The 21,695-nt window shown below is 34.1% G+C and carries 23 protein-coding genes; 5 read left to right on the top strand and 18 right to left on the bottom strand.

Features of this window, described 5'->3' with window-relative positions; translation table 11 throughout:
* Positions 1-84 precede the first annotated feature (84 nt).
* A complete protein-coding gene (locus tag FQU23_RS11575; RefSeq protein WP_073021421.1) occupies positions 85-504 on the top strand; it encodes a nucleoside-diphosphate kinase in 420 nt (139 codons plus the stop codon).
* A 150-nt stretch (positions 505-654) separates the two neighbouring features.
* Here the strand turns inward: FQU23_RS11575 and FQU23_RS11580 are convergent, their stop codons facing one another.
* The 17 genes from FQU23_RS11580 to FQU23_RS11660 form a co-directional block, all read right to left on the bottom strand.
* Positions 655-951 (bottom strand): DUF721 domain-containing protein, encoded by a 297-nt coding sequence (locus FQU23_RS11580; RefSeq protein WP_147673965.1) that lies wholly within the window; start codon positions 949-951, stop codon positions 655-657.
* Positions 932-1,375, bottom strand: coding sequence for a hypothetical protein (locus FQU23_RS11585; RefSeq protein WP_147673966.1), 444 nt, complete (start codon positions 1,373-1,375; stop codon positions 932-934). Before FQU23_RS11585 ends, FQU23_RS11580 begins: the two co-directional genes overlap by 20 nt.
* A 378-nt stretch (positions 1,376-1,753) precedes the next feature.
* Entirely contained in the window at positions 1,754-2,173 is a 420-nt protein-coding gene (locus FQU23_RS11590) for a hypothetical protein (RefSeq protein ID WP_147673967.1), read from the bottom strand.
* Positions 2,170-2,586, bottom strand: coding sequence for a GreA/GreB family elongation factor (locus FQU23_RS11595; RefSeq protein ID WP_147673968.1), 417 nt, complete (start codon positions 2,584-2,586; stop codon positions 2,170-2,172). Before FQU23_RS11595 ends, FQU23_RS11590 begins: the two co-directional genes overlap by 4 nt.
* A 90-nt stretch (positions 2,587-2,676) precedes the next feature.
* Positions 2,677-3,957, bottom strand: a complete 1,281-nt coding sequence (locus tag FQU23_RS11600; protein ID WP_132110658.1) for a Glu/Leu/Phe/Val family dehydrogenase — start codon at positions 3,955-3,957, stop codon at positions 2,677-2,679.
* A gap of 433 nt (positions 3,958-4,390) precedes the next feature.
* A complete protein-coding gene (locus FQU23_RS11605; protein WP_147673969.1) occupies positions 4,391-5,728 on the bottom strand; it encodes a sigma-54-dependent transcriptional regulator in 1,338 nt (445 codons plus the stop codon).
* Positions 5,728-6,828 (bottom strand): sensor histidine kinase, encoded by a 1,101-nt coding sequence (locus FQU23_RS11610; RefSeq protein ID WP_165425765.1) that lies wholly within the window; start codon positions 6,826-6,828, stop codon positions 5,728-5,730. Before FQU23_RS11610 ends, FQU23_RS11605 begins: the two co-directional genes overlap by 1 nt.
* Positions 6,829-7,110: 282 nt before the next feature.
* The gene (gene ftsY / locus FQU23_RS11615) at positions 7,111-8,064 is read right to left on the bottom strand and encodes a signal recognition particle-docking protein FtsY (protein ID WP_132110666.1); all 954 of its coding nucleotides are present in this window, start codon (positions 8,062-8,064) and stop codon (positions 7,111-7,113) included.
* A gap of 128 nt (positions 8,065-8,192) precedes the next feature.
* Positions 8,193-8,345: a DUF4295 domain-containing protein gene (locus FQU23_RS11620; RefSeq protein ID WP_132110668.1), complete on the bottom strand. Its 153-nt coding sequence runs from the start codon at positions 8,343-8,345 to the stop codon at positions 8,193-8,195.
* A gap of 77 nt (positions 8,346-8,422) precedes the next feature.
* On the bottom strand, positions 8,423-8,605 hold the full coding sequence (gene rpmG / locus FQU23_RS11625) for a 50S ribosomal protein L33 (protein ID WP_016988713.1): 183 nt from the start codon (positions 8,603-8,605) through the stop codon (positions 8,423-8,425).
* 30 nt (positions 8,606-8,635) lie between these two features.
* Positions 8,636-8,872, bottom strand: a complete 237-nt coding sequence (rpmB, locus tag FQU23_RS11630) for a 50S ribosomal protein L28 (protein ID WP_007138096.1) — start codon at positions 8,870-8,872, stop codon at positions 8,636-8,638.
* 72 nt (positions 8,873-8,944) lie between these two features.
* Positions 8,945-10,198 (bottom strand): CinA family nicotinamide mononucleotide deamidase-related protein, encoded by a 1,254-nt coding sequence (locus FQU23_RS11635; RefSeq protein WP_147673971.1) that lies wholly within the window; start codon positions 10,196-10,198, stop codon positions 8,945-8,947.
* 105 nt (positions 10,199-10,303) lie between these two features.
* The gene (locus FQU23_RS11640; RefSeq protein ID WP_147673972.1) at positions 10,304-10,648 is read right to left on the bottom strand and encodes an Hpt domain-containing protein; all 345 of its coding nucleotides are present in this window, start codon (positions 10,646-10,648) and stop codon (positions 10,304-10,306) included.
* Entirely contained in the window at positions 10,648-11,259 is a 612-nt protein-coding gene (locus tag FQU23_RS11645; RefSeq protein ID WP_147673973.1) for a fumarylacetoacetate hydrolase family protein, read from the bottom strand. The genes FQU23_RS11640 and FQU23_RS11645 overlap by 1 nt, the downstream gene beginning before the upstream one ends.
* A 69-nt stretch (positions 11,260-11,328) precedes the next feature.
* Complete coding sequence (locus tag FQU23_RS11650) at positions 11,329-12,102, bottom strand: 3'-5' exonuclease (RefSeq protein ID WP_147673974.1); 774 nt, start codon at positions 12,100-12,102, stop codon at positions 11,329-11,331.
* Positions 12,103-12,277: 175 nt separating this feature from the next.
* On the bottom strand, positions 12,278-13,600 hold the full coding sequence (locus FQU23_RS11655) for a dihydrolipoamide acetyltransferase family protein (RefSeq protein ID WP_147673975.1): 1,323 nt from the start codon (positions 13,598-13,600) through the stop codon (positions 12,278-12,280).
* A gap of 84 nt (positions 13,601-13,684) precedes the next feature.
* Positions 13,685-14,848, bottom strand: a complete 1,164-nt coding sequence (locus FQU23_RS11660) for a glycosyltransferase family 2 protein (protein ID WP_147673976.1) — start codon at positions 14,846-14,848, stop codon at positions 13,685-13,687.
* Positions 14,849-15,009: 161 nt separating this feature from the next.
* On the opposite strand from FQU23_RS11660, the gene FQU23_RS11665 reads away from it, so the two are divergent.
* From FQU23_RS11665 to FQU23_RS11680, 4 genes are all read left to right on the top strand, one after another.
* Complete coding sequence (locus tag FQU23_RS11665; protein ID WP_209282346.1) at positions 15,010-15,978, top strand: T9SS C-terminal target domain-containing protein; 969 nt, start codon at positions 15,010-15,012, stop codon at positions 15,976-15,978.
* Positions 15,979-16,116: 138 nt separating this feature from the next.
* Positions 16,117-17,388: a DUF445 domain-containing protein gene (locus FQU23_RS11670; protein WP_147673977.1), complete on the top strand. Its 1,272-nt coding sequence runs from the start codon at positions 16,117-16,119 to the stop codon at positions 17,386-17,388.
* 298 nt (positions 17,389-17,686) lie between these two features.
* A complete protein-coding gene (locus FQU23_RS11675; RefSeq protein ID WP_147673978.1) occupies positions 17,687-19,549 on the top strand; it encodes an ABC-F family ATP-binding cassette domain-containing protein in 1,863 nt (620 codons plus the stop codon).
* Positions 19,550-19,816: 267 nt separating this feature from the next.
* A complete protein-coding gene (locus tag FQU23_RS11680; protein ID WP_147674038.1) occupies positions 19,817-20,608 on the top strand; it encodes an O-methyltransferase in 792 nt (263 codons plus the stop codon).
* A 59-nt stretch (positions 20,609-20,667) separates the two neighbouring features.
* On the opposite strand, the gene FQU23_RS11685 is transcribed toward FQU23_RS11680, so the two are convergent.
* Positions 20,668-21,327: a hypothetical protein gene (locus FQU23_RS11685; protein WP_147673979.1), complete on the bottom strand. Its 660-nt coding sequence runs from the start codon at positions 21,325-21,327 to the stop codon at positions 20,668-20,670.
* Positions 21,328-21,695: the final 368 nt, after the last annotated feature.

The raw sequence follows: 21,695 nt of genomic DNA on the forward strand, positions 1-21,695 counted from the left end.
TTAACTATCACTATAATGCAGATTTTGTAAATTAATTAGATAAAAAAACACTAATTTTGCACAAAATTTAAAAAAATAAACAAAATGGCTACTAATAGAACATTTACAATGATTAAGCCTGATGCTGTTGCTAACGGACACATCGGAAACATACTTGCAATGATTACAAATGCAGGTTTCAAAATTGTTTCTTTAAAATTAACTCAACTTACTGTAGCAGATGCTCAAGCATTTTATTCAGTACACGCTGCAAGACCTTTCTACGGTGAATTAGTAGAATTTATGTCAAGAGGACCAATTGTTGCTGCTATCTTAGAAAAAGACAACGCAGTTGAAGACTTTAGAACTTTAATTGGTGCTACAAATCCAGCTGATGCTGCTGAAGGAACTATCCGTAAAGCATATGCAACTTCTATTGGAGAGAATGCAGTTCATGGTTCTGACAGTGATGAAAATGCAGCTATCGAAGGTGCTTTCCATTTTGCAGGAAGAGAGCAGTTCTAGTATTAAGTGTTCCCGTTTTTTATTATTCTGTTAAAATAACAGAACTAATAAAAAAGGGCCATCATATAAAAATCCCGTCAAGTTCTAATAAACTTGACGGGATTTTTTTTTACTGAATACTGCAAAAACTGAATACTGAACACTTCTTAATCACCTCAAAACAACATCCTTCACCACATCTCTTCTCAGTTCTTCATTGATCATGGTCACGATTTTAGTTTTTCCATGACTTAATTCTTCACGAAGTACAGACGAACTTAGCTCTACATACAACGTACTTCCTTTCAATACCACATTTTTAGTATAGCTGTTCACACCGTTCCCCATTAAATTTTTCCAGGCGTCTTTTACATCAATCTGATCCATTCCTGGCTGCAACTTATTGACTTGGATAATTTGCTTTAAAACATCCCCTACCGTACTTTGATTATTTAGTCTTTTCGCCATCGTTTGTCAAATTTATTGGTCCTGCCTTCTTATAATGATATTCCTTTTTTTCTTCATTTCGCACCACCAACTCCTTATCGGATACTGCGACCAACTCCTCACTCCATTTAGAAAAAGGAGTAGAGTAATCTAAGAACGCTTTGCCATCCTTAAATCTAACAATGACATCCTCATACGCATCATTTACTAAAAAGCTACCATTTAATTGCGGCATTACTTTCTTTCGAATTCCCTTATTTTCCTTAGAAATCTCAAAATAGTCATAACTTTCATTCATTTTATAAGCCTTGTCTTCCCCTTTGTCAAAAACGACTTTCTCGATTTCCCAATAGCCATTTAATTTCGCAATATCAGCAGGTTCAATCTTTTGCTGACAACTAACAAATAAGAAACTAAGCAGTAAAAATCTAAATGTATTCTTCATATCAATTATGTTTTTATTAGTAGATGGCAGTAAGTCATTACTCTTCCCTTTAATCTTTTTATTTTAAAAAGTACAACAAAACGAATTTCTTCCTTCCCAACTCGTCAAGATCGGGACAATAATAGCTCGTAAAAATCGAATAAATTAGCGCGCTCCTATTTTACCACAAAGCTAACCTTATTAAATTTTAAAGAAAACAAAAATAGCAAAACTCATTAAAAAAAAATTCACTAGCTCACTTTCCAATCAGCAATTTCATCTGTAAAACCACTTTAAATATTTCAAGTATTTTATCAATCAGTATACCTTTAAACTAAAAAAACACATCCGAATCGAATTCAAATGTGTTCCATTAAATAGAAAGTATAAATCTATTTTCTACATCCTGTCTTCTAAACAATTGTCAAAAAACAAAATAACATTGGTCTTATAAAATCGATACGCCGAAAAATGACTTTCAATATCATTTCGAAATTTAGTATGATTATTCAAATAGAAGGTTTCACACTGCACATCGTCACATTCTTTAATGTTATCTAACTTATTAATAAAGTCAATTAATTTATCTTGATACGATTCATTGATTTCCTTCACCTTCTCAAGGTCTTTTATCAAATCCTCTTTTTTCTGCTGATCGGATTCTAAATCTTTAAAAATAGAGGAATACAGCATTCGTTTAAAAAAAAGAATTTCGATTCTAATAATAGAAATATCTTCTTTCCAAAGTTCAATATCTTTATCCATAAACTTCATCTGGATATCGTCAACCGTCTCGTGCTTATAAATTAAATCTTTCATACCATTTCATTTTCTAGAGGTCCCACTTGTTGCTTTACGCCAATAATATTAACCTTGTTCATCCCTGACGGAAAGTGCCATTCAATTTCATCTCCGGTTGCGTAACCAAATAGAGCTATCGCCATGGGAGATAAAACAGAAATTTTATTTTGCTGAATATTACCTTTATCAGGAGTTACAATTTGATAACTGCGTTCCCCAAATGAAGGTGTTTCGATAGATACAATAGAATTGTACCGAATCACATCTTCAGGTATCATACCGTCCTCCACAATTTTAGCCGACTCTAGTTGAAAATTTAATTTCTTAATCGAGTCTCGGTATATTTTGTCATCCTGACTTTTAGAGTTTGCAATATTATCTTTTAATAAATCATACTCTCTCTTATCTACTAATAATTGACCGTATTTCATAATTTAGGTATAAACATATAAATTTTAAGCCTTTATAGAACTGGATAGTAACTATAAAGGCTTTTAAAATCAAAAAGAATTAATCAAAGATTAAGGAAAAATACCTCTTTGTATGTAAGCAGTTTCAATTCTTCTTATTGCTATTATATAAGCCGCTGTTCTCCAGTCTATCTTATCTGCTTTAACAAGTGCTTCTACTTTATAGAATACCTCCGTTATCTTTTTATCAAGCTTTTGCATCACTTCGTCAAGTTGCCAAAGCTCCCCATTTCTGTTTTGTAGCCATTCAAAATAACTTCCTATTACTCCTCCAGAATTACATAAAATATCTGGAATAATAACGATTCCATTTTCTAATAAAATTTGTTCTCCATCAGTATCAATAGGTCCATTTGCACCTTCAGCAATAATAGTTGCTTTTACCATTGATGCATTCTCAACTGTAATCTGATTTCCTAAAGCTGCTGGAATAAGAATATCGCACTCCATGCCAAAAAACAATTTAGGATCTATTTCTTCAGCACCTGTAAATCCTTGAATAGAGCCTTTTCTTGGTTTCGAATGTTCGAATAAAGCTTCTACATCAATTCCTTTTTCATTAATTATGGTAGCATGAGCATCTTGAACCGCAAGTAAAATTGCTCCTTCTTCAGTTAAGAAATGAGAAGTCCAATAACCTACGTTACCAAAACCTTGAACAATAAACTTTTTATCTTTCAAGCTTTCTCCTCTACTTTTGTACAACAATTTAATTGTCAAGTACACTCCGTATCCAGTTGAACGATTTCTTCCTTCTAATCCACCAGAACCTACCGGCTTACCGGTTACAACATGTTGATTACGAGAACGCTCGGAAGAAGACTTAGTTGACATATAAGTGTCAGCCATCCAAGCCATAGTTTGTTCATTCGTGTTAACATCTGGCGCTGGAATATCATGCTCCGGACCTATGTTCTCTCCTAAAGCATAAGTAAAACGTCTTGTAATACGCTCTAATTCGCCAATAGAATAATCTCTTGGGTCAATTTGAATTCCTCCTTTAGCACCACCATAAGGCAATCCAGCCAACGAAGTTTTCCATGTCATCCACATTGCTAATGCCTTAGCATCTTCTACATCAACTGTAGGATGGTAGCGCAATCCTCCTTTGTAAGGCCCTAATGCATTGTTATGTTGCACTCGGTATCCTGTAAAAATCTCTACCTCACCATTATCCATCTTTACTGGAAAATGCAGTATAATTTCGTTATTAGTTATTGATAAAATTCTTCTAATGTTTGAATTTAAGTGGATGGCATCAGCTGTTTTATTAAACTGTTGCATCACGTTGTCAAGCATACTCCTTTTTGTAGTTTCTTTTTTAACTGTCATATTTTATTTATTGATAATGTTCACAATGCATTTTATTACTATGTTGCCAAGTACAATGGCTATTATTATTACAATTGATGCACAATCCCGCACCTAAACTTACATTTAACACTGATTTTTCTGCTCCAATAACAGGCAAATTCAAGTCAACGAGTATACTATCGCTTTTATTCTTATTGTTAACGACTAGAGGAATAGAATCAATTCCTTGGCTCTCAAATATGTTCATCTCATCTTATTTTAATATTGTTTGTATCAATCAATAATTATTTCGATCATATCAGACAAACAACATGCCAAATAGCTACAACGATATAGTGCAAATTAAAAAAACCTAATATACAAAGGATTAAGAAAATGCAATTTTTAAAGTTACAAAATAAAGTGGGGCGAAACTACCCAGAAGAGGAAAAATTACTCAGCTTAAAGAAATTTATTTTTCTAGTTTCTGACGCAGTGTTTTTCGATCGATTTGAAGAATCTCTGCGGCTCGAGTTTTATTATTATCAACAGCTGAAAGCACCTTTAGAATATGCGCTTTCTCTATATCTTTTAATGATTTAAACTCTTCTTTTTCAGAAGGCATAGGGTATTTTAAGTATTCCGGAACATCTGCAACTTCAATTTGATCACCACTCATGATAATCATTCTTTGGATTACATTTTCTAATTCCCTAACGTTACCCGGCCAAGAATGACGCGTTAATACCGTAACAGCTTTATCTGAGATAGTAATTTTAGGTTTGTTATACTCCAGACCGTACTTTTTAAGAAAAGTGACAATCAATAGCTTTATGTCACTCATTCGATTACGAAGAGGTGGCGTTTCTATATTTACAACATTTAGTCGGTAATAAAGATCCTCACGAAAACTACCATTGATTGACATATCATATAAATCACTATTTGTGGCAGCAATAATTCTAAGATCTATTTTTTGTGTTTTCTGAGAGCCTATCATACTCACTTCTTTTTCCTGTAATACCCGTAACAATCGGGTTTGCACAGACAAAGGAGCTGTTCCTATTTCGTCTAAAAAAATAGTCCCACCTACAGCTGCTTGAAAAAATCCACCTCGGGTTTCATTAGCTCCAGTAAAAGCACCTTTTACATAACCAAAGAGTTCTGATTCCATTAAATTTTCGGGGATCGCTCCACAATTTACAGCAATAAAAGGTTGGGCTGCAAAAGCGCCTTTAAAATGAATGGCTCTGGCTACTAATTCCTTTCCAGTCCCGCTTTCTCCTTGAATTAATATAGTCGCTCTATTGTCTTTTACACGCTGAATCAAATCTACTAATTGAACAATCTGCTGAGATTGCCCTACAATTCCTGCGTATTCCGTTATTTTATGACTAGCGCTATCAATAAGTTCTTCACTAATATTTTTAGGATTCCCTTTAGAATCTATAAGTTTTTGAACTGCACTTTTTAGTTCATCATTAGTGAAAGGTTTTGCTAAATAATCTAATGCTCCTGATTTTACAGCCTCAACTGCACTATCTACCGAAGGAAATCCAGTCACAACCAGTTTAGGAATAGAAGGGAAATGTTCTTGCACATATTTTATCAACTCCATACCGTTTATAGCAGGCATCTGCAAATCTGTAATCAATAAATCAATAGTGCTAAACTTTAATATTTCAATTGCTTCCGTTACCGAAGAAGCTTTATAAGTATGGAAATTCTGCGCTTTTAAATTGCGATGAAGCAACTCAAGCATATCATAATTATCATCTACAATTAAAATATTTTCTTTCTTTAATTTCATTAGGACATCTTTAAAGGTAATTGAACTTGAACAACGGTTCCTTTCGGACTATTATCAAAAGTACGAATATCTCCCTTATGACTTTTAACAATTCCATGGACTACGCTCAGTCCTAAACCAGAACCTTCTCCGATAGGTTTCGTAGTAAAAAACGGCTCAAATATTTTAGTTTTCAGCGCTGCGTCTACACCAGGACCTTGATCGGCAATTTCGATAAAAAAACTAGAATTATCAGAATAAACACTGACCTTAATAACTGTGTTTTTTGGAGACACATAAATTGCGTTGATCAGAATATTAAATAAGACTTGGGTAAGTTGAATAGGATCTAACTGGGCTTCTAATTGCAATTCTTTAAAATCGACCTCGTAACTAATTTCTGCTTTACTAAAATTAGGACCTAATAAACTTAATGCATCCGAAACAATAGGAACTATTTCGACAAACTTCATGTTTTGAGGCATTTCGCAGGAAAAAAACATAAGCTTCTTTACTACTTCTCTCGAATAAATCGCAGCTTTAATAATTTTAGCACTATCTAATTGCGATTGTTTTTCAACAGTACGATCTCGTATAAATTCAGCAAAACCAAGGATGTTTCCAAGTGGCGTATTGAGTTCGTGTGCAATTCCTGCAGTGATTTCTCCTAAAATCGAAAGACGATCTACACGTTCTACACTTCGTTTCAACAACTCCTCTTTTCCTTTGTTCAAATGTCGTTCATAAAGCACGCTGACATCTGAAGCTACTTTGTTAAGCAATTTTTCTTCATCAGCTAAGAAGTGTTTTTCTGTAAATTGATCTGATGGATAATGCACTTTTACAAATCCCCTTTCTTCATCAAAAATGATAATAGCTGAATTTTGAAAAACAGTATTTTCGGGAATTATACCTGTTGCACAATAATAGCTCTCTAACTGCAACTCAATAATTGCATGTTCAGAAAATCGCCAAGCCTGTTTTAAAACCAAACAAATCTTATCTAAAGTGGTTGATAATGATCCTTGGTGCGCTGCAATTATAGCTGAAACTTCATATAAGCAAGATAATTCCTTGATCCGTTCTTGAAGTAATTCTTCTGTAGAAATAGTAGAATTCATGATGCTTAAAGGGATATAAAGTAATAATTTTAGCTTAAAATCGAGTTTTAAAGAAACCCTACTTCGTTAAAAAAGAAAGAGCGACTTATATTCAAACTCTTATTTCCTACTTCGATTAAATAAACCAACAACAAATAATAATACGCCTGTAATTATTAATATGTAGTATAAAACAATGTATTTATCTCTGACAACATTTGCTAAAACGAAGCAAACAACACTGACTAAGTACAAAACCATTGGGTTCAAATTCTTGATTGAAGAGAAATTCATATTGTTAAATTATTTAAAGAAAGAATCCACAAACTCGTGTTTGTTAAAAACTTGTAGGTCTTCAATTCCTTCACCAACACCAATATATTTTACGGGGATTTTAAATTGGTCTGAAATCCCAATTACTACACCACCTTTTGCAGTACCATCTAATTTAGTTACCGCTAGACAAGTTACTTCAGTAGCTGCTGTAAACTGTTTAGCTTGCTCAAAAGCATTCTGACCAGTTGAACCATCTAAAACTAACAAAACATCGTGCGGAGCATCAACAATTACTTTTTGCATCACACGTTTTACTTTTGTTAATTCGTTCATCAAATTAACTTTATTATGTAAACGTCCTGCAGTATCAATAATTACAACATCAGCATCTTGCGCAACCGCTGATTGCAAAGTATCAAATGCTACCGAAGCAGGATCAGAACCCATGTTTTGTCTAACAATAGGAACACCTACTCTGTCAGCCCAAATTTGTAATTGATCAATCGCTGCGGCTCGGAAAGTATCTCCTGCACCTAAAACCACTTTATAACCCGCTTTTTTAAATTGGTATGCAAGCTTTCCAATAGTAGTTGTTTTACCAACACCATTCACACCTACTACCATTAAAACGTATGGTTTTTTATCTTTTGGAATTACAAATTCAGTTGCTTCACCTGTATTAGTTTCAGAAAGCAATCCTGAAATTTCTTCTTGCAGAATTTTATTGAGTTCTTGAATTCCAAGGTATTTGTCAGCCGCAACACGACTTTCAATTCGAGTAATGATTTTTAGGGTAGTATCAACTCCAACATCTGAGGAAACGAGAATTTCCTCTAAATTATCTAAAACTGCATCGTCAACTTTAGACTTTCCTGCAACAGCTTTACTTAATTTAGAAAAGAAAGTTGTTTTTGATTTTTCAAGACCTTTATCTAAAGTCTCCTTTTTTTCTGATGAAAATAATTTTTTAAAAAAACTCATTGTATTAACAGTGTTAGGAATAAAGCATTAGACACAATGAACTAACACCCTCTTCAGAAGGGTAAAGATATAAAATAAAAAAGCTACTTCCGAATGAAAGTAGCTTTTCTATATAGTGCTTTTATTAATTAGTTCTTTTTCAAGAATTCATCAACTAGTTCAGGTGCTAATATAGTCTCTACGAATGTATAAGCGCCAGTTTTTGGAGATTTAACCATCTTGATGGCTTTTGATAATCTCTTAGAAGATGTTTGTAACGATGCTACTGTTTTCTTTGCCATGATTCAAATGTGTATTTAAATTTAAATAAAACCTCTAAATGCTAACATATTGAGATCTGTATTAAAACTTTTAATTATTATTTAATTTCTTTGTGAACAGTTACGCGTTTCAAGACTGGATTAAATTTCTTAATCTCTAATCTATCTGGAGTATTTTTTTTGTTCTTCGTAGTTATGTATCTTGAAGTTCCTGCAACACCACTTGTTTTGTGTTCCGTACATTCTAAAATTACCTGGATTCTATTACCTTTCTTTGCCATCTTGCTATTTTTTTTATTGGAAGTTAAAGATTATTTGATAAATCCTTGTGCTTGCGCTTTTTTCAAAACTGCAGCAATTCCATTTTTATTAATTGTTTTTACCGTAGATGCAGCTACTCTAAGAGTAATCCATCTATCTTCTTCTGGAAGATAAAAACGCTTTTTCACTAAGTTAACAGAAAATTTTCTCTTAGTTTTATTCATAGCGTGAGAAACGTTATTTCCTACCATCGCTCTTTTACCTGTAAGGTCACAAACTCTTGACATTATGCTTATCTTTTATCGTTATTCAAAATCAGGGTGCAAAGAAAAGAAAAATAAACCTATAAACCAACAAAATTATAATACAATTTTAAAAATTTCTTTCTTCAATAACTCTAAACTTTTTATCACCGCTCTATCTATCACTTTCTCACGTGGTTGGCCAAAATTATATTCTTCGACAATAACTTCATTTGGCGTTGCCAATGCAATAAAAACAGTCCCAATTTCGGCTTTTTCATCTCCTTTTGTTGGGCCTGCATTTCCAGTTGTAGCGATCGCATAATCAGTATTCATAATTTCCTTTACGCGCAAAGCCATTGCCGAAGCCACTTCCGCACTCACTACAGAAAATTCATTAATCACACTCTCAGAAACCCCTAAAACGCCAGTTTTAACCTCCGTAGCATAAGAGACTACGCTGCCCTGGAAATATTCAGAAGCGCCTGGAATCGCAGTTAATAAAGCCGCAATTTTACCACCAGTACAACTTTCAGCCGTAGCAAGTGTTTTATGTTGTTGTTTTAGCATTTTCCCAACTAAAAACTCAATAGTTTCGTCCTCTTCAAAGCCAACGATAATATCATTGATAATCGCATCCAAAGACCTAACATATTGCTCTAATGCATTTTCCAAGAATTCTTTGTTTGTACCACGAGCCGAAAGCCGCAAACGAACAGTCCCCGGACTCGGCAAATAAGCCAACTTTAAAAAATCTGGAAGACTGTCTTCCCAAGCTTCAATTCGCTCTGCCACCATACTCTCTCCTTGCCCGTAAGTAAGAATTGTTTTATGTATAATATACGGCCTGCTATACTCTCGTACTACTTTTGGGATTATTTCGTTTTCAACCAAATACTTCATCTCGTAAGGAACTCCAGGCAGCGAAATAAAAACGGTACTTTCTTTTTTCATCCACATTCCCGGAGCAGTTCCCACCGCATTGTGCAAAACCGTACATTTTGAAGGAACAAGCGCCTGATCTTTATTAATTTGCGTTATAGCCCGTTTATAAAAACCTTCTATCAACGCAGTAACATGATCTAAAACAGCGTGATCTACAATTAATTCATCTTCGAAATAATCACAAAAAGTTATTTTAGTAACATCATCTTTTGTTGGCCCTAAACCACCAGTAATAATAACCAAATCTACATTATTTTGAAGCTTTTCAAATGTATCTAAGATATGCTTTTTGTCATCGCTTATCGATATCATTTCGTTGATTTCGACTCCAATTTTATCGAGTGACTTCGCTATAAAAGCCGAATTTGTATCGACAATTTGCCCAATTAAAATTTCATCGCCAATAGTAACAATGGTTGCCTTCATTTTTTTATATGGATTTAGGTTTTGCTGTATACCTAAAATTCAACACCCAAATAACTTGAATGTTGAATTTTAGTGTTTTTTAAAAAAATAGGAATTGAAAGAATCTTACAACTCAAAATCCTTTTTAATTTCTTTGATCGCCTCTTTAACCTGCGACTTTATACTCTTAAAAGTATCAATTATTTCTTTCTTTTTACCTTCCGTTTTTGTCCAAGCTTCTAATTGCAGGATTTCTTCGAATGCAACATTCAAACCAAGCAGGTCTAAAGTTGGTTTAATCTTATGGGCATAAGCATAAGCATGCTTATGATCTTTCTTTTTTATTCCCTCTTTGATTTGTTTCAAATCAGCTGGAACTTCTGTTACAAATAAAGTTAGAATTTCATTTACAAATTCTGGATCGTTATCTGAAAGTGCGTACACTTTTGCAAGGTTGTATTTTAAAGCCATTATTTTACCTGTATTCTAAATAGTTTTTGTCCTTCTAAAAATCCCTCTAAAACATCATCTGGTTTAACCGCTGCCACCCCTTCAGGAGTTCCAGTGAAAATAATATCGCCAATTTTTAATGTGAAAAATTGAGAAACATACGAAATGAGCGCATCAATTTTCCATAACATATAGCTGGAATCACTGATTTGAACCGTTTTACCGTTATTAGTTAACTCAAAAGTAAGATTTTCTAACGAACTAAATTGCTCTTTTGGTAAAAAATCACCAATCACAGCAGAACCATCAAAAGCTTTGGCTTTTTCCCAAGGCAATCCTTTGGCTTTTAACTTCGATTGTAAATCTCTAGCCGTAAAGTCAATACCTACACTAATTTCATCATAATACCTATGAGCAAACTTTGGCTCGATGTATTTCCCAACCTTAGAAATTTTTACAATAATTTCAATTTCGTGATGAATATCTTCCGAAAATTCAGGAATTACAAAAGGATGTTGCTTTAATAAAATCGCCGAGTCAGGTTTCATAAAAATAACAGGCTCCGTCGGTCGCTCATTTTGTAATTCTTCTATGTGGTTAGCATAGTTTCTACCAATACAGATTATTTTCATTTTTTTCTAGTGAATAGTAAATAGTAATTAGTAAATAGTCTATTCCACTATTCACTAATCACTACTCACTTAGTTTTTAGTATTCAGTTTTCTAAGTTTGATTGCCGTTAATACTTTTTTAGTATACAAAGGAAAATCTGCGTTTTGTATCCAACTAAAATAACCCGGTTCTGTTTCTAAAATTTTATCAACTTTTATTCCTTTGTGTTTTCCAAAAGAGAAAATCTCTTCTCCATCTTTGTCAAAGGCTATCATACCTGCAAAATCAGCAATTTTCTTTCTTGTCGAAAATTCCGACAGCGCTTTCATATCATTTGGTAAATCAGGATAACGTTCTAACTGCGCTTTCAAAATTTCATAAGTCGCCATAGTATCTGCTTCTGCCGAATGTGCATTTTCTAAACTTTGACCACAATAAAACTTCAAGGCTGCACTTAATGTACGTTCCTCTTTTTTGTGAAAAATGGTTTGCACATCAACTGAAACACTATTTTTCATGTCAAAATCGACACCTGCACGAAGTAATTCTTCTGCTAACAAAGGAATGTCGAAACGATCAGAATTAAATCCTGCTAAATCACAATCTTTTATCATCGCATGAACTTGCGAAGCTAGCTCCTTAAATGTAGGCTCATTTGCTACTTTTTCGTCCGTGATTCCATGTACAGCCGTTGTTTGTGCCGGAATAGGAATAGTAGGATTCACTAACCAGGTTTTACTTTCTTTATTTCCGTTAGGAAAAACTTTGAATATTGATATTTCTACAATTCGGTCTTTTCCAACATCAATTCCAGTGGTTTCAAGGTCAAAAAAGCAAATTGGTTTATTAAGTTTAAGTTCCATTTTTTGTTTTTATTATCATACAAATGTAAATTTTAAAGCTGAATTTCACCAATAATCAGGTATTAATTTCGCCCAAAATAACAAAGCATTTTAAAGTGGCAATCTATTCTAAAATAACAAAACCCAACAAATTTAAAATAAATCTGTTGGGTTTCTTTATGTTTTTATTTCGAAATTAAAAATCTCTATTCACATCAAATGCTTCTAGGTATTCAGCAACTCGTTTTACAAAACCACCTCCTAGCGCTCCATCTACAACACGATGGTCGTAACTGTGAGAAAGAAACATTTTTTGACGAATTCCTATAAAATCACCTTCTGGCGTTTCAATAACTGCTGGTACTTTTCGAATCGCTCCAAGAGCTAAAATTCCCACCTGCGGCTGATTCAAAATTGGCGTTCCAAAAACACTTCCAAAAGTACCTACATTTGTTACTGTGTAAGTCCCACCTTGTGTATCATCCGGCTTCAATTTTCCTGCCTTAGCACGTCCTCCAAGATCATTCACAGCTTTTGCCATTCCTACCAAGTTCAATTGATCTGCATTTTTGATAACAGGAACAATTAAATTACCGTTAGGCAATGAGGCAGCCATACCCAAATTGATGTTTTTCTTTTTGATGATATAATCACCATCTACAGAAATATTCAACCCTGGGAAATCTTTCAAAGCTTTAGCAACGGCTTCCATGAAAATTGGAGTGTAAGTCAATTTCTCTCCTTCCCTCTTTTCGAAAATACCTTTGTTTTTTTCTCTCCATTTCACAATGTTAGTCACATCGACTTCGATAAAAGACTGTACGTGTGCTGAAGTTTGAACTGAAGCGACCATGTAACCCGCAATAAGCTTACGCATTCTGTCCATTTCAACAATCTCATCACCACCGTTTACTGATACTGGCGCTGCTTTTTGTGCTGCTGGCGCCGCAGCTTGCTCCGGTTTTGGAGCTTCCACAACTTTTGCCGGAGCAACCGCTGCTTGACTTCCTCTATTTTTAACGTATTCTAAAATATCATTTTTAGTAACTCTACCGTCTTTTCCTGTTCCGCTTATCTGTTCCAATTCCTCAACAGAAACACCTTCTGTCGAAGCTATATTTTTCACCAATGGCGAAAAGAATTTATCTGAATCAGAATAATCAGCCGTTCCCGAACTTGCGGAAGCAACACTTTCTTTAGCAGCATCAACGGTTTTTGACACTTCGGCAACAGCCTCTGGAGTTGCAGCTGTTTGAACAACCGAAACCAACTCTCCGCCTTCAGTTTCGATGATTGCAATGGTTTGACCCACTTGAACTAAATCATCTTTACCAAATAATTGCTCCACCAAAATACCTGAAACTTCACTCGGCACCTCGCTATCAACCTTATCAGTTGCAATCTCGAGTACTGCTTCATCTGCTTCAATCCTGTCGCCTACTTCTTTTAACCAATTTGTAATGGTTGCTTCTGCGACGCTTTCTCCCATTTTAGGAAGCTTTAATTCAAATTTTGCCATATTGTTAACCTAAGAAGGCGTTTTTGTTTTCAGTTTGCGAAATTACTAAATATTTTAAACATAAATTACATTTAATGTAATTTATCATTCTAATTTTACAATCGCTCCTCTTTCATTAGAATGATCACTGCCTATAAAAAAAGCAGTGTTTTTTGGTAACACTTTAAAGGATAACCTCTTGTTTTCTAACGATTCTATAAAATTTATTAGTTCTTTAAATGAAATATAATTGTTATCCAACAATACTTCTGTCTTGGTTTCCAATGAAATCTTTGACGAAATTACCATTTTTTCTGTTTTCAAATCGTGTAAAAACACTTTTTTTTGAAGTTTTGACGCTATTTTGTTAATTAACTCAACATTAGAAGAATATAAAATATACGACTGCGGGATCTTCTTTGCTTTGGCTTGACCTTGAAACATTTTTATAAAAGAAAAAAATAGAATCCCTGTTTTCATGAAAAATGAAAAGAACCTCGATACTTTGAAGTGCTTTTTATAGAAAAACTCCATGGCCTCCTGAAACCGTTTCATGTAAACCCCATCTTTTATGGTACTTTCGCCTTTATAATGAATAACTGTAGTTTCGTGATAATAATAGTTGGACTTTCTTTTTAATAGCATTCTATAGGACAAATCTATGTCGTCTGAGTACATGAAACAGTTTTCATCAAAGCCACCTAATTCCTGATACGAATCCCTTTTCATCAGCATGAAAGCACCAACGAGAATATCGACTTTGGCCGTTTCATTTTCTGATACATGTTGTGCATAATATTTTCCCAATACATTCACTTTTGGAAACAACTTGTACACGCCTATCATTTTTGTAAAAGCTACAAAAGGTGTGGGCACTCCCCTTTTACTTTCTGGTAGAAAATTTCCTGCCCCGTCAATGAGTTTCGTACCCACGATTCCGAGGTTTTTTTGCCTTTCGGCGAAAGCCAATACTTTTGTAAAAGTATCTTCGGCAACTACGGTATCTGGATTAAGGATGCAAATGTATTTGCCTTGAGCGACAGCAACACCTATATTATTCCCTTTCGGAAAACCATAATTATCTCTATTTTCAATGAGTTTTACATTCGGAAAACGCAGCTTCATCATTTGACAACTATCATCTTCTGAATTATTATCGACAACGATTATTTCGCCATCAATATGTTCTAAAGCACTTTGCACGCTTAAAACACATAATTCCAGGAAATAACGGACGTTATAATTGAGAATGATTACTGACAATTGCATCTCCAAAGATATATTTTAAGATGCAAAATCACAACGACAAAGTAAAACAGAGCTGCAATTATCCAAATAAAACCCAATGATTCATCTCTAAAACCGATTTTAATCCCGCGAATCAACTACTTTTGGAAAACAAAAAATTATAATAAAACCAATCCTCGTCATTGAAAAAAGCATTTTTAATAACATTCCTGTTTTTCATTAGTCAGATTCACGCTCAAATTTCGGGATGTACAGATCCGCTGTCTAAAAATTTCAATCCAACAGCGACTGTAAATGACGGCAGTTGTAAGTATCCTTCGACAAAAATAAAACCGACGTACTCTGCACTATTAACTGACGCGCTTCACGAAACATCTGGCTTAGTTTACAGCGATAATCTATTGTGGACGATGAATGACGACACTGACAACACAATTTACGGAGTCCATACCAGCGGTGTGATTCAAAAGAAAATAGCTCTCAAAAATGTAACCAACAAAGACTGGGAAGAAATCGCACAGGACGGCAGCTATTTTTATATTGGTGATTTTGGAAATAATGTATCAGGAAATAGAAAAGACCTGTGTATTTTAAGAGTCGAAAAAAAATCGCTAGAAGGGAATTCTCAAAAAATAGATACTATTTCATTCTCATATTCAAACCAGACTGATTTTACCAAAATAAAATCTAACACAACTAATTTTGATTGCGAAGCCTTTGTTGTTTTAAATGATAGCATCTACTTATTTACAAAACAATGGAAGCAAAAAAGAACGACTGTCTATGTCATCCCGAAGACTCCAGGGAATTATACCGCTCAATTGAAAGACGTTTTTAATGTAAATGGCTTGATTACTTCGGCTACGATTGTACCAGATAAAAAACTGCTTGTACTTAGCGGTTATAGTAAATCGTTATCTCCGTTTGTTTATCTTTTCTATGACTATGAACGTTCCAACTTTTTCTCGGGCAATAAACGAAAAATCAAAATAGCACTCCCTTTTCACCAAATTGAAGGTATTACCACTCAAAATGGCTTGCAGTACTATCTAAGCAATGAAAAATTTACAAGAAAACCATTTTTAGCTGTACCCCAGCAGCTGCATCAATTGAATTTGAGTCCTTTTTTGTCTCACTATCTACGACAATAACTCGAGTAGGATTATTTCACGCTTTCATTTTACAGAAAATATTCTTTTTGTATCAATAAAATTGATTTTACGAAAAATATTCCACGATAATTCCCTACATTTCTACAGTCAAAAGTCTTTATTAAACTAATAAAACCCATGAAAAACAACCTCGGATCGATCTCTTTACTTGTTGCCTTCGGAGGACTAGTGTTTTTTGAAGTATTGCTTCGCATGGATATTCTAACTCATCAAGGTTGGAAAATTGTCACCGCAGGTTTTGAAGCAGCGACCATCGGTGGATTTGCTGATTGGTTTGCGGTCAGTGCATTATTTCATGAAATTCCAATTCCATTTGTGCGTAAGCACACGAATATAATTGCTAAGAATCGTGAAAAACTTACCGAAGGAATCGTCGATTTAGTGACTAATAAATGGCTTTCACCCGATGTTATTGCCGAGAAACTAAACGAAGTGGACTTGGCTAAAATTATTTTGGATTTCATCCAGCAACCAAAAAACCAACAGAATGCGATTAGTTTAATTCAAAATATAGTTTTGAAATTAGTTGATGAATTAGACAATCCAAGATTTGCTGACGCCTTACAAAAAATACTAAAAGATCAGGTTTCCAGTATCGATTTAGCCTCACCTTTAGGCGCTTGGTTACAAAAATCGATTAAGAATGGAGACCATCATCAAATATGGGAACTAATTATTGAGGAAACTGGAAAATCTATTACAAATCCCGAGACAAAAACATTACTTCTTGCAAAGCTTAAAGAGGCAGCAGAGGAATACTCCGAGAAAGGTTTTTTCAAAAAAACAGCGCTGTTTTTAGCGGAGAAAAGTGGCGGAATTGATTTAAATCTTATTGCTGATGACCTTCTTTTGAAAGCAAAAGAGCTGATGTCAGATGCTAAAACAGACGCTAATCATCCCATTCGATCCAAATTTGACGACTGGATGCTTGGTTTTGCACAGCAACTCACTTCTGGTGATGAAAAGTCAATCAACTTAATCGAAAATCTAAAAGAACGTGTAATGCAGCATGTTGAAGAGGAAAAAGTAATACACACGCTTTTGATTAGTTCCAAAGAAACGCTAACGGCACAATTGCAGAACAATGAAACGCCGCTGATGCAATTCCTGATTTCTAATCTCAATCGCATGTTAGTTGATTTACGAGAGGATCCAGCTGCTCAACAAAAAATCAACATTTATATTCGGGAAACCGTTTCGGAATTGCTGGTAAAATTCCACAGTGAAATAGGGAATATGGTTCGCTCTAGCATGATGAAACTCAACAATAAAGAACTTGTCGAACAAATTGAAGATAAAGTTGGTAATGACTTACAATACATCCGATTGAATGGTGCTGTTGTAGGCGGGATTGTAGGTGTTATACTTGCATTGCTTAAATTGCTTTAGCTATAATTGCAAGTAATAAGCAGTGTGAAAAATTCGAATCAATAAAAGCAATTCTAATGCAATCAACTCTGTAGCATAAACTGATAAATCTCAAATTAATACACATGTTTATGATTTATTTAACTGGCTTATAATCGCTGAATTAGAAAAAGTTCTTTTTTCGAAATAATTTTAACCTAAGAATAATAAACTACCTTTGCACGGTGGTTTTTTTTTTGGCATCTTATAATTAGGCATCTAATTATAAATTCCCAATTAAAAAAGACCCTAATCATAACATATACATCAAGTTACAAGCATGAATTACTTATCTGTTGAAAATATCTCGAAATCTTTTGGCGAGAGAACGCTTTTTGAAAATATCTCTTTTGGGATTAATAAAGACCAAAAAATTGCTTTTATAGCCAAAAACGGCTCTGGAAAAACCACCATAATGAGTATCATTAATGGCTTGGAAGAATCTGATTCGGGACAAGTAGTTTTGAGAAAAGGAATCAAAATGGCTTTCTTATCTCAAAATAATAATCTACAAGACGAACTGACCATTGAAGAAAGCATTTTCGCCTCAGATAATGAGATTTTGAAAGTAATTGAAGCCTACGAAAAAGCATTGGAAAACCCCGAAGATGAAGAGGTTTACCAAAAAGCTTTTGACGGAATGGACAGACATAATGCTTGGGACTTTGAGACTCAATACAAGCAAATTTTGTTCAAACTGAAATTAGAAGATTTCAAACTGAAAGTAAAAAATCTTTCGGGTGGACAGAAAAAACGTTTGTCTCTAGCTATCATCTTGATTAACCGTCCTGATTTATTGATCTTAGATGAACCTACCAATCACTTGGATTTAGAGATGATCGAATGGTTAGAAAGCTATTTTGCCAAAGAAAACATTACCTTGTTCATGGTAACTCACGACCGTTTTTTCTTAGAGCGCGTTTGTAATGAAATCATCGAATTAGACAACGGTAAATTATATTCCTACAAAGGAAACTACTCTTACTATTTAGAGAAAAAAGAAGAGCGCATTGCCTCTGAAAACGCCAGCGTTGACAAAGCACAAAATCTATTCGTAAAAGAATTAGAATGGATGCGACGTCAGCCAAAAGCGAGAACGACTAAATCGAAATCGCGTCAAGATGATTTCTACGACATTAAAGAAAAAGCCCAAAGTCGCCGTAAGGAAAACAAAGTGGAACTGGAAATCAATATGGAACGTATGGGAAGTAAGATTATCGAGCTTCACAAAATCTCCAAGAAATTCAAGGAGCATGTGATCATGGATAATTTCAGTTTTGACTTTCAACCAGGAGAACGCATTGGAATCATTGGTAAAAACGGAACAGGAAAATCAACATTTTTGAACTTATTGACTGGAACGTTGCCTCTTGATAGTGGAAAAGTGGTTATCGGCGAAACCATAAAATTAGGCTACTATACTCAAAGTGGAATCAACCCAAAACCGGGACAACGTGTAATTGATGTCATCAAGGAATATGGAGAATTTATCCCGTTGATGAAAGGGAAATTGATTTCAGCTTCACAATTATTGGAACGTTTTCTTTTTGACGCCAAAAAACAATACGATTTTGTAGATCGCTTGAGCGGTGGGGAATTAAAACGTTTGTACTTGTGTACCGTTTTGATTCAAAATCCTAACTTCTTGATTCTCGATGAGCCAACAAACGATTTGGATATCGTAACCTTAAACGTTCTTGAGAGTTTTCTTTTGGATTATCCTGGGTGTCTTTTGGTAGTTTCGCACGACCGTTATTTCATGGATAAAATTGTGGATCACTTGTTTATCTTTAGAGGACAAGGAGTTGTAGAAAATTTCCCTGGAAACTATTCTGATTTTAGAGCTTACGAAGACAGTGCAGACGTAGCACAAAAAGAGGAAAACAAAGCAGAGAAGAAAGACTGGAAGCAAAATAACCCAACAGGGAATTTAACTTTCAACGAGCAAAAAGAATTCCAAAAAACAGAGAGAGAAATTAAGGATTTGGAAGAACAAAAAGCCAAGATTGAGCTATTATTCTCTGAAGGAAAAGTAGCAGATGTTGATATCGAAAGAAAAGGCAAAGAACTACAAAACCTCATCAATAAAATGGAAGCCAAAGAAGAAAGATGGTTTGAACTGAGCGCAAAAATGGAGGGATAATATCCCCCTAACCCCCAAAGGGGGAACTGATTGCTAGAACTTTTTATAATTTAAAATTCCCCAATATTTTTAGCAGTAATGCTGGAATTGTTGGGGTTTGTTTTTATTAATCCAATATCTTTAGCCCTAATTAAAAAACTTCTAAAAACATCAAACAATAGTCACTTGAGATCAACAACAAGCATAAATCTGCGAGTTTTCTATTTATTGTAAACAATTCTCTGTGTATCTTCGCGCTTTCTTTGTGAATCTTTGCGAAATATGACCATGCTATTCCAAATCAAATCTTACATAAATTTCTTGTGGCACTCGAAGAACGAGCATGCCGTACACTCCCCTTTTGTATTCAATTTGATTACCAAATGTTTTTATGATAGCAAGCCAAAACCGGAATACCAGGTATTAAAAGAATATCGTAAGGCACTTTTAGCAAACAAAAACACAATTGAGGTCACAGATTTTGGCGCCGGTTCCAAAGTCTTTAAATCCAATAACAGAGAAATAGCCAAGATTGCAAGAACGGCCGGAATATCTCAAAAAAGAGCGGAGTTATTATTCCGAATTAGTAATTATTTTGAAACAGACACCGTTTTAGAAATAGGAACTTCTTTGGGATTAGCAACAGCTGCGATTTCTTTGGGATATAAAAACGCAAAAATAACGACACTTGAAGGTTGTCCAGAAACATCAAAAATTGCCCAAGAGCGATTAGAAAAATTTGGTTTAACCAATGTAGAATTTGTCGTAAGTGAGTTCAGCAGTTATTTAGAAAAATTGAATTTATCATCGAAAATACAAACTAAAAACTTTTCCTTAATCTACTTCGACGGCAACCATCAGAAACAGGCAACATTAGACTATTTTGACCTTTTATTACCCACCATAACTAATGACACCGTGTGGATTTTTGATGATATACACTGGTCAGCAGAAATGGAGGGTGCTTGGGAAACAATAAAAAAACATCCAAAGGTTACAGTAACCATTGACACATTTCAATGGGGATTTGTTTTCTTTAGATATGAACAACCAAAAGAACATTTTATCATTAGAATTTGATAAATACAAAAAAAGGCAGCCATCCCTGACTGCCTTTTATACTATAAATTAGTAAAACATTATTGTTTAGCTTCTTGCATTTCTTCAGATTTAGCACCCATTCTGTTAACTTTTAACATTGGTGCAAATTTGAATTTTAAACCTGCAATTTCTTTATTGTCAGACGAAGAAAGACCTTCTTTTTCTACAGTGTTTTTTCTGCTGTCTAATGCTTCATACATTAATTTAATTTCATCCCAATCTTCACGAGAATAGTTGTCTTTATTATCTTCGGCAGTATGAATAAATTGTCTGTATACACTAAGAATATTGTCTTTATTTACCCAATCAAAATTCATATCATCTCCAATTTTTCCTTCACCAAACAATGAATTTCTAATTTGTTGTTTTGAACTTGGAGCTGCAGCCTGCATGTCTGCTTGCATTCTAGCTTGCAATGCAGCATATTTTGCTCTACTTGCTTCTATTCTAGCTTTTGCGTCTGCACTTTCTTTTAAATCTACAAGTGCCGTTTCAGCTTGACTGCTTCTTACTTCATACGTAGCTTCAATCGCAGACCAGTTCGCTTTAGCATCTTCTACAGCTACATTTTCTAATGAGTCAACATATACAACATAAGACTCTACTGTTTTATTTGCTGCTTCTGTTTTTTCGTCTTTACAAGATGTAAATCCTAAGGCGATAACCGCCATTCCCAATACTAAATTTGTACTTTTCATAATGTTTGATTTTATATTAGTTAAATATTATAATTCAAATGTACATAGCATTGTATTGCATTCAATATAAACATGTTAATTATATAAACAATTCCCAAAATTGTGAAATAAATTGGAATAAACATCAAATCTAAAGGAATTGAGAAGGCTTATATTAAACTATTCAATTATAAAAATAGTACTATTATATTGCACAGGAACAGATTATTTCATCCATTTTATATAGTATTACTATCAAATAGTCGATGTCAATTTAAAATTTACACCTTATATAGAAAGTGACTGTCAAAAGATTATAAGTACTATCCTTTAAATTTTTGTAACAAAAATCTATTTTAAGCAACTTACCTTTAATTAAAAAGTGTTTT

The sequence above is a fragment of the Flavobacterium sp. XN-5 genome (assembly GCF_008033395.2).
GTDB classification, from domain to species: Bacteria; Bacteroidota; Bacteroidia; order Flavobacteriales; family Flavobacteriaceae; genus Flavobacterium; species Flavobacterium hiemivividum.